A 13,954-nucleotide genomic window follows, 5' to 3' on the forward strand; every position below is an offset into this window, starting at 1 on the left:
CCCCCACCGGGCCCGTCAGTCCCCGCCCAGCCGCTCAGTCCCCGCCCAGCCGCTCAGTCCCCAGCCGCTCAGTCCCCATCCGGCAGGGCCCGCGCCAGCGACTCCAGCGCCTTCAACGGCTCACCCCCCGCCGGCATGAGGACGACACTCGTCGCCCCCGCCGCCCACCGCCCGGCGATCGCCGCCCGAGCCTCCTCCGGCGTACCGGCGACCGCCAGCGCGCGGACCCACTCGGCGGGCATGGTGCGGGCGAACTCCGCGCCGTCGGCGCTCGCGGCCCGGTGCGCGCGGAACCCGGCGGCGAACGGCAGCGGTTCGAGGTGCGGCGCCCAGTCGGGCTCGCCGATCGCGGCCAGCCCGGCCCGGACGCGTTCCACGGCGGCGTCCCCGTCCTCGTCCACGGCCGCGACGTCGTACGTGATCACCTCGAGGTCGCGGCGGCCCAGGTGCTCCAGCGAGGCGGCGACGTAGGCGGGCGCGGCGGGCTCGGCCAGCAGCAGCCCGTCGGCGACCTGCCCGGCGAGGGCCTGCGACCTGGGGCCGCGCACGCCCAGCACCACGGGCGGCACCACCTCGGGGGTCTCGGTGAGCCGGACGCCGCCGCAGCGCACGTACCGCCCGTCGGCGGGGCCCGGCTCGCCGCGCAGCAGCGCGCGCAGCGCGGTGGCGTACTCGCGCAGCAGGGTGAGCGGGCTGGCGGGCCAGGCGCCGCCAGCCTGGTCCATCCACTCGCGCATGCCGTGGCCGACGCCCGCGACGAGGCGGCCGGGGTGGAACTGGGCGAGGGTGGCGAGTTCCATCGCGGCGAAGCAGACGTTGCGGGCGCCGGCGGGCAGGATGCCGATGCCGACGGTGATCCGTTCGGTGGCGGCGAGCACCCCGGCGGCCTGGGCGATGCCGCCGCGCCAGCCGAGGTCCTCGACCACCCACAGTTCGTCGAAGCCCAACTCCTCGGCGCGGCGCGCGTACGGGAGGACCTGGTGCACGGGCAGGTCGCGGGGCAGCATCACGCCGACCCGGCCGGGGCGGGTGTCGGGGCTGGTCATGAGGGTCTCCTTCGGGGTGCGCGGGCTTTCCGCGCGGGCCCTTCGCACGAGGACCCGGACCCGCTCATAAGATCATCGACCGGCCCTTCGCGTCGAGGCCCGACTCCCCGTCAGCCCGCCCCGCCGGCCCGCCCCGCCGGTCCGACCCGTCAGCCCGCCGCCGCTTCCGTCCGCTCGGACGCCACCGGCTGGTCGGCGACGGCCACCGGTCCGCGCCGGTCCACCGACCAGGAGACGGCGGCGATCGCGAAGCCGAGCAGCGACAGGCCCGCGCCGACCAGCGAGGGCGAGGTCAGGCCGAAGCCCGCGTCGATGGCGAGCCCGCCGAGCCAGGCGCCCATCGCGTTGGCCAGGTTGAACGCGCCCTGCACGGTCGCGGAGGCCAGGGTGGGGGCGGTACGCGCCTTGTGGATCACCAGGGTCTGCACGGTCGGGACGGTGGCGAAGCCCGCCATGCCGATCAGCACCACCGTGGCGGCGGCGGACCAGCGGTTGTGCGCGGTGAGCGCAAACAGGCCGAGCGCGCCCGCCATCGCCAGGAAGGCGGCGCAGATCGAGGGGCGCAGCGCCCGGTCGGCCGCGTAGCCGCCGATCACGTTGCCGATGGTCATGCCGACGCCGAACAGGGCGAGCACCAGGGTGACCGAGCCCTTGGCGAACCCGGCGACGTCGGTGAGGGTGGGGGTGATGTAGGTGTAGCAGGCGAACAGTCCGGCGCAGCCGAACACCACGGTGGCCAGGGCCAGCCAGAGCTGTCCGCTGCGGAAGGTGGCGAGTTCGCTGCGCAGGCCCGCGCCGGGGTGGCTGGGCAGGTGCGGGACGAAGCGGGCGATGGCGGCGGCGCCGAGCAGGCCGATCGCCACCACGACGAGCATCGCGGCCCGCCAGCCGAGGTGCTGGCCGAGCAGGGTGGCGGCGGGCACGCCGAGGATGTTGGCCACCGTCAGGCCGGAGAACATCACCGAGACGGCGCGGGCCCGCAGGTGCGGGGCGGCCAGTTCGGCGGCGGCGACCGCTCCGGCGCCGAAGAAGGCGCCGTGCGGCAGGCCGGTGACGAACCGGGCGACCGCGAGGAAGGCGAAGTTCGGGGCGACGGCGCACAGCAGGTTGCCGAGGGTGAACAGCCCGGCGAGTCCGATCAGCACGGCCTTGCGGGGCAGCTTCGCGGCGACGGCGGTCAGCAGCGGCGCCCCGACCACCACGCCCAGCGCGTACAGCGAGATCAGCCAGCCGGTCTGCGGGATGGTCCGGTCGAGGCCGTGGGCGATCTGCGGGAGCAGTCCCATCGCGGCGAACTCGGTGGTGCCGATCGCGAAGGCGGTCACGGCGAGGGCGACGAGCGCCAGTGGCATGCGGGTACTCCAGGCGGCGGCGGGTGGTTCCGGCGGGGCACCGATCCGGCGTCGACCCCGGTGTCAACGTTGTCAGTGCCAGCCGATCCTACCCGTCCCGCTCCCCTCCCCCTCCGGCCCGTTCGCCCGCCGACCGCCCTCGCCGGTCCGAGCGCCCCCGCCGGTCCGAGCGCCCCCGCCGGCCCGACCGTCGGGGGACCCGGCCGTCGGGGGCCCGGCCGTCAGACCGGCGGCAGCAGGTCGCTCCCGCTGACGGTGTACGCCAGCGGCGGGTACGCGAAGTCCGTCTCCCGGTTCTCCCGGCGGCGCAGCAGGTGGAACTCGCGCTGCTGCTCCTCGGTGGCGGCCAGCAGTTCCCCGTCCGGGAGGTGGGCGCGCCCGGCGCGGTGGCGGACGGGGGTGGCCGAGGTCCGGAAGGTCACGCCGAGCCACTCGTTGTCCACCGTCCGGGCGGGGGGCTCCAGCAGGATCCGGTGCCGGAAGCGCCGGTTCGCGGCGAGCGTGAACACCACCAGGCCGTGGTGGTGCAGCGGGATCCCGAAGTCCTCGCCCGGCACGCCGTCCTTGGGTTCGAACCGCAGCGTCCTGGGCGGTCCGGACGGGTCCCGGTAGCAGGAGTACAGCGCGATCGAGGAGCCCTCGGCCAGGTCGAGGGCCAGGTCGGAGTGGGCGCCCATGGTGGTGTAGGCGTTGGTGTAGAGCTCGACGAGCGCGTTGTCGAGCCCGTCCGGCAGCGCGGCGCGCTCCCGGACCAGCCGGGCCAGCCGCTCGTGCACCGGGCGGAACCGCTGGGCCGGGCGCGCGTACCGGGCGGTGGTGCGCACCAGCGGCACCGCGCCGTCCGCGCCGACCCGGACGATCACGGCGGCCCGGCGGCCCCTGCCGGTCTCCTCCCAGTCGACCGATCCGCGCAGTTCGGCGAACGGGTCCTCCCCGGCCGACGGGTCGTGCCGCGGGTCGTGCCGCAGGTCGTACTGGCTGATCCCGTCGGGGAGTTCAGGGCCGGGGCGCAAGGTAGTCTCCCGCGTTCATGCTGAAGGGCGGCTGGCCGGCGTAGTCGACGACGGACGTGCCGCGGTTCTCCTCGGCGTAGCTGCGGCGCAGTTCGTCCATGCCGTCCTGGGTGGGCGGTTCCAGGGCGACCGGCCCTTGCCCGGTCTTGAGGAAGGTGCGGCCCTCCCGGTGGACGGCTTCGGCGTCCGAGCAGCGCACCACGTAGCCCAGGCGGGTCGGGAGCCGTTCGGCGGGCAGGGCGGAGGGGCGGATCTCGTGGGTGTACAGGCGGTTGGTGGACAGCGGCACGAGCAGGACGGAGCCGGGGTGGAGGGTGAGGGTGAAGTCCGGCGGGAGCCCGGCCGCGTCGGTGTGCGCGGTGCGCTCCTTGAGGCGGAAGCGCAGCCCGGTCAGCGCGCTGACGCCGCGCACGCCGAGGTCGTGGGCGTCCCCGGGCAGCGGTTCCAGTCCGTCGAGCCGGTCGTAGAAGGTGCAGAAGGCCATGATGCCGTTGGCGGGCATGTCCTTGGTCTTGTCGGCGTGGGCGGAGATCCTGGCCTTGGACTGCCTGCGCCCTTCGCCGGCGGGGGTGTTGTGGTAGATCTGCGCGAGGACGTGGTTCAGCGGCGCCTGGTCGCGCAGGACGGCGGCGGCCTCCCGGTTGAGCTCCTCGACGATCCGGGTGTCGGTGGCCCGGAAGCCCTCGGTGGGCCCGGAGAGGTTGGTGGAGCAGCGCAGCAGCCGGAAGTGCAGTTCGGCGCCGTCGCGCCGGACGGGCGTCAGGTAGATGCCGCTGCGGTGGGCGGTGCCGGGTTTGGTGGACTCGGTGAGCGACTGGAAGGCGTGCTCGGCGCCGATCCGGGCGAAGTGGCCGTCCGCCGGGTCGAAGAACCGGCGGTAGTACACGCCGAGGCCGTGCACCCGGGCGGGCATCCGGCCGGGTCCGACGACGGGCCACGGCGCACCGTCCGCCGCCCCGCCGTCCGGCCCGCGGTCCGGCCCGCCGTCCGCTGCTCCGTCCTGCTCCCGGACGACGAACACCCGTTCCGCCGCCCGCAGTCGGCGCTCTTCGACGCCCGACTCGCCCCCGTACAGGTAGACGCTCCGGCCGGTGGGGTCGACTTCGCCGGCGGCCAACTGCTCCGGGGTGGTCCTGGTACCGAGGAACTCCCGGACGGGTTGCTCCGCCCACCGTTCCGGCGGCGCGACCAGGACGCTGCCGGCCTCCTCGATCCGGGCCTCCGCCCGTCCCGCCACGTCCGTCACAGGGCACCTGTCTTTCACTCGAGCGGATGGTTCGAAGGCGCGCGCACCGGGCCGGACCACCGGCTCCCGGGGTCGGACGACACGGACGGGTCCACCACTGTACGCGCGACGCCCACTTGCCCCCGGCGCACCCCGGGAGCCCCTCGCCGTCAGCCGCCGAAGGCGGTGCGGGCGAACCGGGCGCGGGCCTCCTCGGCGGGCAGCACGCGCAGCAGTTCGGCGCTGCCGGGCAGGTCGGGGAAGTACCGGTCGGCGTTCCAACTGCGCCGGTACGCGGGGTGGTCGAGCACCAGCAGGCGGCGGCCGTCGACCACCGGGACGTCCGCGGGCAGGCCCTCGTTCCAGATCGGCCGGCCGTCCGGGGCGAGCAGTTCGAAGGCGCCGTGCGCGATCACCCCGGAGCGGCCGGTGGCGGGCGCCGGGTCGGTGGCCAGCCGGACGACCTCGGCGGCGGGGGCGGTGCCGGGCAGGTGGCCGCCGCCGATCAGGACGTGCGCGAGCAGGACGTGCAGTTGGAAGTTGTCGCCGATGCCGCCGATCCGCACCTCGTAGCCGGTGCCGGTGGGCCGGTGCAGCACCGTCAGCGGCTCGTCCAGGAGCGCGGCCGTGCAGTGCAGCGGCCGTATCCCGTGCCGCTCCAGCGCGTCCAACTCGCGCAGTGCCGGGAGCAGTTCGGCGGCGTACCGGCGGCGCACCGCGGCGCTGCCGAGGACGGCGAACGCGGGCGCGAACCACTCCCGGAGGCCGCACCAGGCGACCGCCAGGCGCACCGCCCGGTAGTCGCCGCCGAGCGCCCCGATCAGCCCGTCGATGTTCGCCCGGTCCGGTTCGGGCAGCTCCGCCGCGCCGCCCGGCCAGTGGGCCGCGCACTCCAGCGCCGCCTCGGCCTCCTCCCGCAGGCCCGCCAGGACCGGCCCCGCGCAGTCCATCGGGTCCGCGCCGCGCTCGACGCAGAACCCGGCCGCCACCGCGGGCATCGCCCGCGGCCAGACCGGCGGGTAGGCGGGCACCAGCGCCGCCAGCCGCCCCGCCACGGCGTGGCAGTCGGCGTCGGCCGCCGCCTGCAGGCCGCCGACGAGCGCCTCGAACGCCCGCTCGGCACGTGCGCCGTCGGCCGCCGCGGCGGCCTGCTCCAACTCGGTCAACAGGCCGTCCAGGGCCGGGTACGCGTTCACCGGCGCACCATAGGCGCTCCGCCGACGACCGATCAAACGTCCGAGGCCACCCGCCTCCTGCCGCCCGGGTGGCACCATGGCGCGCATGCTGAACGTGGAGATCAACGGACGGCCCGCGAGCGTCGAGGACGTCCACCGGATGGCGACCTGGAACTACGGGCACTTCACCTCGATGCAGGTCCGCGACGGGGCGGTGCCCGGCCTCGACCTGCACCTGCGCCGGCTGGCGGACGCCTCCCGCGAGCTCTTCACCGACCTCGTCGGCGCGCCCGCCCCCGACGACGACCTGGTCCGCGAGCTCGTCCGGCAGGCCCTCGGCGGCCGCCCCGACGCCTCGGTCCGGGTCGACGTCCTCCCCGCCGGGCCGACCGGCGGCACCGACCTGGTGGTGTCGGTCTCCGACCCCGTCCCGGACGCGCCGCGGCCCGCGCTGCGGGTCCGCACCGCGGTCCACGAACGCAACCTGCCGCACCTCAAGCACGCCGCCACGATGGGGCTCACCCACCAGTTCCTGCTGGCCCGGCGGGCAGGCTTCGACGACGTGCTGTTCCTCGGCCGGGACGGCCTGCTGCGCGAGGGCTCCACCTGGAACGCGGCCTTCTGGGACGGCGAACAGGTCCTCTGGCCCGCCGCCCCCGCCCTGCCCGGCATCACCATGCAACTCCTCCGGGCCGCCCTGCCCGCCACCGGCGTCCCCTCCACGACCCGCCCGCTGACCACCGCCGACCTCCCGTCCCTCCCCGCCGCCGCGACCAACTCGCACTGCCCGGCCCAACCCCTGGCCGCCGTCGACCGCCTCGCCTTCCCCCACCTGAGCGCCGAACTCACCGAGATCCTCACCACCGCCTGGACCCGCGTCCCCTGGGACACCCTCTGACCCACCCACCGTCTCGGGTCCCGTTCACCCCACCGCCAGCACCCCGATCCGCCGCACCTCCGCCACCACCCCGTCGAGCTCCGGCGGCAGCACCCCCTCGGCCTCGGGCAGCGCGGTGGCCGGGCCCCGGTGGTCGAGGGCGTCGGCGGCCGCGGCGAGGCGGCGGGTGAGGGTGCGGGCGGCGGGGACGGCCGGGGCCGGGGCGCCGTGGTCGCGTTCGACGGCGTACGCGGTGGCGGCGTCGGCGAGGCGTTCGGCGTGGACGGTCAGGCGCAGCCAGTCGGGTCCGGCCGGGCCGCCGGGGCGGAGTTCGGCGGCGGCGTTCTCGGCGGCGGCGCGGGCCTGGGCGAGGGTGCGGTAGGCGGCGCGGCGCAGTTCGGCGCGCTGGACGGCGTCGGCACCCGGTGCGTCCGGTGCGTCCGGTGTGTCCGGTGCCTCCGATGCGTCCGGACGTTCGGTGAGCAGGACGTGGTCGAGGTAGCGCTGGGTGTGCCGCAGCGCGTGCGCGGCGCGCTGCCCGACCCGGGCCCGGGTGTCCGCGAGGCCGGGGAGGTGGCCGACCAGCAGGACGAGGGCACAGGCCAGCGCGGTGTCGGCGAGCCGTCCGGGTGCGGCACCGTGGTCGCCGCCGGTGGTGACGAAGGCCAGGACGGTGACGGTGATGACGGCGGTCTGCGCGGCGAAGTGCCGCTGGGCGACGGGTATCAGCGCACCGCTCGCGGCCACCACGGCGACCGGCCACCACCGGCCGGGCAGCACCGGCGCGAGCGCGGCGGCCAGCAGGACACCGGCCACCGTCCCGGCGAAGCGGTTGACGACGCGCGAGAACAGCGGCCCCAGATCGGGTTTGACCAGGAACGCGGCGGTGACGGGCAGCCAGTACCAGTGCTCGGCCCGCAACCCGAGCGCGAGCGCCGCACTCGCCGCGACGCACACCCCGACCCGCACCCCGTACGCCCGCCCGGCCCGCCCCCAGGGCACCAACCCACCCGTCCCCCCACCCAGCACCCACCGGGCCACCCCCCGCCGCAACCTGCACCCGACCCCCCGCAGCCCCCACCCACCCCCGCCGACCACCGACACCCCAACTCCCTTCCCCCACCTACGTGAACCGCCTGCCGACCTCCTCTCGCTCCCCGCCCCCACACCCTTCCCCCACCTGCGCGAACCGCCCGCCGCAGGCGATGTCCCGCCGAAGGCCAGCGCCGCCCGCAGGACCGCGCGGTCGAAGGCCGCGGTCGCGGGGGTCTCGGCGGCGGGGACGGGCAACGGGCCGGGGAGGCGGTCGGTGCGGACCGCGGTGGCCAGGCGGCGCGGGCCGGTGGCGAGGCGGGCGGGCAGGGGGCGGGCGTCGCGTAGGAGGGCGACGCCCGCTTCGCAGAGGGCGGAGGCGGCGGCGAGCCGGGTGGTGAGGGTGTGGTCGTGGCCGGTGGGCAGTTGTTCGCCGGCCCGGTCGAGGGCGGCGGTGAGGCGGCGACGGGCGTGCTCGGCGCGGTCGGTCCCGGTGGCATCGAGGGCGTCGGCGAGGGCGTCGAAGACGGCCGCGACGGCCTGCCGTTCGGCGTGCAGCGGGCGCGGGTGGGTGGTGAGTTGCCGCAGCAGCAGGAGCCAGCCGGCGCCGGCCAGGTAGCAGCCGGCCTTGGCCCAGCCGGGCAGCGGGACGGGCATGCCGCAACCGAGCACGGTGAGCACCATGAGTTGGACGGCGGCGGCGGAGGCGACCGGTCCGGTGACGCTGATCGCCCCGCAGAGCACCCCGACCGCGCCGAGCAGCGGTACCGCCCACCAGCCGGTGGCGGTACCGATCAGCAGGCCGAGGGCTCCGGCGAGCGCGGGGACGGCTTGCTGCACGGCGCCGGTGCGCCGTCCGGCGGGGCGGTCGTTGACGCCCGCGAACATCGCGCCGAGCCCGGCCAGCACTCCTTCGGCGGGTCGTCCGGCGGCGACCGCGAGACCCAGCGGAACGGCCATCCCGGCCGCGCCGCGCACCGTGGCCGCCCAGGGCACGGGGCCGCGCTGCCAGCGCAGCGGGTGGGTCAGCCAGTCCGGTCGCGCCTGCCGCCTGTCCGTGGGAACCCCCTCCTCGTGTAGGCCCGTCGCTTCGGCAGCCTAGGCGCGGCTCTTGTCGGGGCCGCTGCGGCCGCGTTACACGCCGATGACGGCTGCCGGGACGACGGATGCCCGACCGCCGGGCCCAGCGGGGACGGCGAATCCTCCGGACGACAGGATTTTCTGCCCCCACCGGGCCCGCTGTTCCGCCCGGCCTGTCGAAAGCGCGCGAATGAACTCCGCACCGCCCGCAACACCATCCACCTCCGCTTCCACTTCCACCCCCGGGCCCGTCCTGCGGCCCGGGAACGTCCCGGAACGGCTGGATGCCGAACGGTTCGCCCTGTCGCCGACCGAGTTGCCGGTGAGCCTTCCGGCGGTGGACCGGATCAGGGAGGACGGGGTGCGGGCCCGGCGGAGTCGGGCTGCGGCATGGTGCGGGTGCGGGAGCGCACCGCGCGCTGAATTCGCCGTTCCATCGCCTATTCAATTTCATACGATAGGCAAATTCCCGTCGAGTTATCCACAGCCTCCCGAAAAACCGTGTGCACCCGCGCCCGGGGGCCGGTTAGCCTCACTTCCGGTCGAAATCGAGCGGATCAAGCGGATCGAACGGATCGAGCAGGAGGAACGGAGGAGCGTGGGGCGCAGGGATGGTGGCCGCGGGCTGGGGCGCGGCTTCGCCTCGTTGTGGTCGGCGGCGGCGGTGTCCTCGTTGGGCGACGGGATCGTGTCGGCTGCGGCCCCGCTGCTGGTGGCGTCGCTGACCAGGGATCCGGTGCTGGTCGCCCTGTCGGTGTTCGTCCAGCAGTTGCCGTGGCTGCTGCTGGCCCCGCTCAGCGGCGCCCTGGTGGACAGGGTGGACCGCCGCCGGCTGGCGGTTGCGGCGAACGTGGCGCGGGCCGTGCTGACGGCGGTGCTGGCGGTCGCGGTGTACGCGGGGGAGGTCTCACTGCCGCTGACCTACACGGTGGGCCTGCTGCTGGGCAGTTGCGCGGCCCTCGGGGAGAACGCGTCCTCGGCCCTGCTGCCCGCCGTGGTCGCCTCGGCGGACCTGCCACGGGCCAACTCCCGGATGTTCGGCACCGATTCGGTGCTCAACCGGCTCTGCGGGCCCCCGCTCGGCGCCGCCCTGTTCGGGGTCGCCGCGGGCCTGCCGCTGACGGTCGACGCGCTGAGCTTCGCCGGTGCCGCCGCTCTGGTCTCGACGCTGCGCCTGCTCCCCCGCCCGAATCCCACCCCGTCCCCATCGTCGTCCCCATCGCCACCGCCATCCCCATCGCCACCGCCGTCCCCGCCCGCCGGGCGGACCGCGCTGGGCCGCCAGTTCGCCGACAGCGTGCGCTGGCTGTGGCGGCAGCCCGCGTTGCGGACGCTGACCCTGGCGCTGTGCCTGATGAACGTGACACTGATCGCGTCCTTCTCCGTCATGGTGCTGTACGCCCGCGAGCACCTGGGCCTGTCGGAGTTCGGCTACGGCGTGCTGCTGACGGCCTCGGCGGTCGGCGGCCTGGCGGGGGCGCTGGTCGCCCCGCGCCTGCAGGCCCGCTTCTCCGCCTCGGTGCTGCTGCGGCTGGGCCTAGTCCTGGAGACGCTCACGCACGCCGGCCTGGCGCTGGCGGGCTCGCCGTGGGTCGCGGGCGCGGTCCTCGGCGTGTTCGGCGTGCACGGCGCGATCTGGGTGAGCGTCGACCGGACGCTGGTGCAGCGCGCCGTACCGGACGGGATGCGCGGCCGGATCAACAGCGCCTTCATGGCGCTGGCGGTCGGCGGTTCGGCCCTCGGGGCGCTGCTCGGCGGCCCGATCGCCCGACTGCTCGGCCTGACCGGCCCGTTCTGGTTCTCCGCCACCGTGATGGCCGCCCTGACCGTGTTCGCCTGGCGCCCGTTCGGCCGCAGCATCGACGCCCCGCCCCCAGCCCCAGCCCCAGTCCCGACCCCTGCCGCCACCGCAACTCCCGCCGCCACCGCCGCTCCCTGACCGCGCGCCGTCCCGTCCCCGCCCCGTCCCGCTGCGGTATACCTGCTGGCAGCGACAGCGGGAACGAACGCGACGAGAGGCGGACGACGGGTGATCCGGCGGCGGGTACTGGTCTCGGGCACGGTGCAGGGCGTCTTCTTCCGCGACTCCTGCCGCCGGGCGGCCGCGGGGGCGGGCGTGGCGGGCTGGGTGCGCAACCTGCCGGACGGCCGGGTGGAGGCGGTCTTCGAGGGCGACCCGGCCGCGGTGGAGGAGATGGTGGCGTGGATGCGGCACGGCCCCTCCCGTGCGGTGGTCGAGCACGTCGAGGTGGTCGAGGAGCAGCCGGAGGGCCTGCTGGTGTTCGCCGTCACCACCTGACGGTCCCCCCCCGGGGCTCCGGCACGCCCCGCCGCGCTGCCGGCCCGTCAGGCTCCCCCGTCGTCCCCCTCGCTCTCCCCGCCCCTTCCCCCGTCCCCATCCCCGGCCCCGTCCCCGTCCCCGTACGGCCACACGTCGTCGGGGAACACCCGGGCGAACCAGTGCGGTTGGACGTCCCGCAGGCGCAGGGTGCGCCAGCGGCGCGGGTCCTCGGGGAGCGGGACGCCGACCTCGACGTCCGGGCCGTGGGCGAACAGGCGCTCCTGGCAGACGCCGCAGGGGGCGAGCACCCAGAAGTCGCCGTCGGCGGTGGCGGTGACGCAGACCGAGGCGGTCACCCGGCGGCCGAGTTTGAACGCCTCGCAGATCGCGCCGGTCTCGTGGCAGAGCTGGACGGCGCCGTTGGGGGCCTGCGGGGCGGTGCTGGTGAGGACGGTGCCGTCGTCCAGGCGCAGGGCGGCGGCGCCCGCCCACTCCTGGCCGGGGAAGCGGCGGCGGGTCAGTTCTGTAGCGGAGTCCACGAGGGCGCGGTCGACGGGCACGGCCGGAACGTTACCGAACCGGGCCGGGGCGGCGGAAACGGTTTGCTTCCCGGCCGGGGCCCGCACAGACTCCGTGCATGACGGAGACGAACGATCAACTCGCCGCGGGCAAGCGGGATCTGAAGCTGTACCTGCAGGACGCCCGGGACGCGGTGGTGTGGAAGCTGGCGGGCCTGTCGGAGTACGACGCCCGCCGCCCGCTGACCCCGACCGGGACGAACCTGCTGGGGCTGGTCAAGCACCTGACGGGCGCGGAGGCGGTGTACTTCGGCGCCACCTTCGGCCGGCCGTTCGAGGGCGGTCCGGGCCTGTGGGTGGCGGGCGGGGCCGAGCCGAACGCCGACCTGTGGGCCCGCCCGGAGGAGGGCCGGGAGGCCCTGCTCGACGGCTACCGCCGGGTCTGGGCGCACGCGGACGCCACCATCGACGCGCTGCCGCTGGACGCGGTGGGCGAAGTCCCGTGGCCCCCGCACAGCAGACTGACGCTGGGTCGGGTGCTGCTGCACGTAGTCGCCGAGACCCACCGGCACGCGGGCCACGCCGACCTGGTCCGCGAACTGGTGGACGGCGGCACGGGCCTGCGCCCGGACGGCGCGCTGCTGCCCGAGGGCGACGCCGACTGGTGGGCGGCGCACCGCCGGACGGTGGAGCGCGCGGCCCGCGAGGCGGCGGCCGCGGCGGGCGAGCACCTGCCGAGCTGACGTCCGCCCGACTGACGTCCGCCCGGCTGACGTCCGCCCGGGGTTCCGGCGGCCGGGCCCGGACGGGCGCCACCCCCGCCCACCGGGCGTCCGCGCCTCTGGGATGATCATCGTCCGCCGGTCACCGACCCCGTCCGAAGGGACCCACCCGTGCCGATCGACCTCGCCGAGGCCCTCGCCGCCCATCCGTACCCGGGCCGGGGCGTCCTGCGCTGCCGCACCGCCGCGGGCGCCGAGTTGGCCGCCTACTTCCTGACCGGCCGCAGCCCGGCCTCCCGCGCCCGCGCGCTGCGCGCCACCCCGGACGGCGCGCTGACCGTCGTCCCGACCGACGTCCGCGAGCACGACGACCTGCGCCACTACCCGGCGGTGCGGCGCTGCGGCGAGCGGGTGGTGTACGGCAACGGCGAGCAGGTCGCCACGGTCGCGGACCGGCTGGACGCGGGCCGCTCCCCGCTGGAGGCCCTGGACGGCCTGGACTACGAACCGGACCCTCCGATCTTCACCCCGCGCCTGACCGTGGTCGCGGACACCCGCCCGGGCGGCCCCAGTTGGCTGGGCGCGGCCCGCCGCAGCGCCGCCTCCCGCACCGCCACCGACCGCCTCTTCCTGCGCCTGGACGCCCTGGCCCCGGGCGAGGGCGTCCTGCTGACCACCTACCAGGGTCCCGCCGCCGCCCCGGCCACCGGCGCCCCCTACCTGGAGGTCGCCACCCCCGTCCCGGACGCCACCGCCCTCCTCGACCGCCTCTGGTCCGCCCTCCCGCCCGAGTACCGGGTCGCCGCCGCGGTCTTCGCCCCGTCCGCCTTCCCGGAGGTCCTGCTCCGGCACGCCACCGACTGATCCCGGCCCGGACTCCCCGCTCCGGACTCCCCGCTCCGAACTCCCCGGCACCGCGCACCGGTCACTGGACGAACGGCCACCCGGCCGCCCACGATGGCGGTATGACGGACAGTCAGCCGGAAGAACCGCCGGGGGCGGGCGGGCGCCGCGGGCGCCCCGACTGGGGCGCGGTGGCGGCCCTGTCGGGCGTGGCCGCGGCCCTGGTGGCCGTGGTCGCCTACCTGCTGCCCCCGGACCAGCCCCGTCCCGCCCCCTCCCCCGCCCCGGCAGCGGTCTCCTCCCCGGTGCCCGCCCCGGAACGCACCACTCCGAGGCCCACCCCGTCCGAATCACCGTCACCGGAACCCGAGCCGGAGCCGGAGCCGTCGCTGGAGCCCGAGCCGTCACTGGAACCCGATCCGTCACTGGAACCCGATCCGGAGCCCTCGCCGCCCGCCGAGGCTCCCGCCCCGCTGCCCGCGGTCGTCCCGGCCGGGTGCCGCGGGGCATCCGCCGCCGTCGCCTCCTACCGCCGCAACGCCGGCTCCTCCCGCGGCTCGCAGGCCGACGCCGCGAACCTCGCCTACCAGGGCCTGATGCGGGCGGGCACCGACGCGGACCCGCCCGTCCGCCCGACGGTCCTGCGCCTGGCGCAGGAGTTCCAGGAGCTGAGCTTCCGGCTGAGCGGCATGGTGATGGCCGACCCCAACGAGGTGATCGCCGACATCAACGCCGACCTTCCCGTCCTGGGCCGCCTGTGCGGCGACGGCTCCTGACGCAGAGGAGGAAG

13 protein-coding genes are annotated in these 13,954 nt (G+C 76.2%); 6 read left to right on the forward strand and 7 right to left on the reverse strand.

The window, feature by feature from the left end:
* Positions 1-68 precede the first annotated feature (68 nt).
* The 5 genes from ACFUEL_RS20945 to ACFUEL_RS20965 form a co-directional block, all read right to left on the reverse strand.
* Positions 69-1,046, reverse strand: coding sequence for an LLM class flavin-dependent oxidoreductase (locus ACFUEL_RS20945; protein WP_380237931.1), 978 nt, complete (start codon positions 1,044-1,046; stop codon positions 69-71).
* 149 nt (positions 1,047-1,195) lie between these two features.
* Positions 1,196-2,398, reverse strand: a complete 1,203-nt coding sequence (locus tag ACFUEL_RS20950; RefSeq protein ID WP_380237933.1) for an MFS transporter — start codon at positions 2,396-2,398, stop codon at positions 1,196-1,198.
* 221 nt (positions 2,399-2,619) lie between these two features.
* Positions 2,620-3,411 carry a hypothetical protein gene (locus ACFUEL_RS20955; RefSeq protein ID WP_380237934.1) on the reverse strand — a complete coding sequence of 264 codons (792 nt, stop codon included), beginning with the start codon at positions 3,409-3,411 and terminating at the stop codon, positions 2,620-2,622.
* Positions 3,395-4,657, reverse strand: coding sequence for a hypothetical protein (locus ACFUEL_RS20960; RefSeq protein ID WP_380237936.1), 1,263 nt, complete (start codon positions 4,655-4,657; stop codon positions 3,395-3,397). Before ACFUEL_RS20960 ends, ACFUEL_RS20955 begins: the two co-directional genes overlap by 17 nt.
* Positions 4,658-4,806: 149 nt before the next feature.
* Entirely contained in the window at positions 4,807-5,832 is a 1,026-nt protein-coding gene (locus ACFUEL_RS20965; RefSeq protein ID WP_380237938.1) for a hypothetical protein, read from the reverse strand.
* Positions 5,833-5,917: 85 nt separating this feature from the next.
* On the opposite strand from ACFUEL_RS20965, the gene ACFUEL_RS20970 reads away from it, so the two are divergent.
* Positions 5,918-6,709 carry an aminotransferase class IV gene (locus ACFUEL_RS20970; protein ID WP_380237939.1) on the forward strand — a complete coding sequence of 264 codons (792 nt, stop codon included), beginning with the start codon at positions 5,918-5,920 and terminating at the stop codon, positions 6,707-6,709.
* Between the two features lie 24 nt (positions 6,710-6,733).
* Here the strand turns inward: ACFUEL_RS20970 and ACFUEL_RS20975 are convergent, their stop codons facing one another.
* Positions 6,734-8,716, reverse strand: a complete 1,983-nt coding sequence (locus ACFUEL_RS20975; protein ID WP_380237940.1) for an FUSC family protein — start codon at positions 8,714-8,716, stop codon at positions 6,734-6,736.
* Between the two features lie 682 nt (positions 8,717-9,398).
* Here ACFUEL_RS20975 and ACFUEL_RS20980 point away from each other — a divergent pair.
* Positions 9,399-10,739 (forward strand): MFS transporter, encoded by a 1,341-nt coding sequence (locus ACFUEL_RS20980; protein WP_380237941.1) that lies wholly within the window; start codon positions 9,399-9,401, stop codon positions 10,737-10,739.
* A gap of 90 nt (positions 10,740-10,829) precedes the next feature.
* Positions 10,830-11,099, forward strand: a complete 270-nt coding sequence (locus ACFUEL_RS20985; protein ID WP_380237943.1) for an acylphosphatase — start codon at positions 10,830-10,832, stop codon at positions 11,097-11,099.
* Positions 11,100-11,146: 47 nt separating this feature from the next.
* Here ACFUEL_RS20985 and ACFUEL_RS20990 read toward each other — a convergent pair whose 3' ends face one another.
* The gene (locus ACFUEL_RS20990) at positions 11,147-11,641 is read right to left on the reverse strand and encodes a cytidine deaminase (protein ID WP_380237944.1); all 495 of its coding nucleotides are present in this window, start codon (positions 11,639-11,641) and stop codon (positions 11,147-11,149) included.
* 77 nt (positions 11,642-11,718) lie between these two features.
* Here ACFUEL_RS20990 and ACFUEL_RS20995 point away from each other — a divergent pair, with 77 nt between their 5' ends.
* From ACFUEL_RS20995 to ACFUEL_RS21005, 3 genes are all read left to right on the forward strand, one after another.
* Entirely contained in the window at positions 11,719-12,342 is a 624-nt protein-coding gene (locus ACFUEL_RS20995) for a DinB family protein (protein ID WP_380237946.1), read from the forward strand.
* A gap of 150 nt (positions 12,343-12,492) precedes the next feature.
* On the forward strand, positions 12,493-13,185 hold the full coding sequence (locus tag ACFUEL_RS21000; RefSeq protein WP_380237948.1) for an IMP cyclohydrolase: 693 nt from the start codon (positions 12,493-12,495) through the stop codon (positions 13,183-13,185).
* A 101-nt stretch (positions 13,186-13,286) separates the two neighbouring features.
* Positions 13,287-13,940: a hypothetical protein gene (locus ACFUEL_RS21005; RefSeq protein ID WP_380237949.1), complete on the forward strand. Its 654-nt coding sequence runs from the start codon at positions 13,287-13,289 to the stop codon at positions 13,938-13,940.
* Positions 13,941-13,954 lie beyond the last annotated feature (14 nt).

This window comes from Kitasatospora sp. NPDC057198, assembly GCF_042670125.1.
Taxonomy (GTDB): domain Bacteria; phylum Actinomycetota; class Actinomycetes; order Streptomycetales; family Streptomycetaceae; genus Kitasatospora.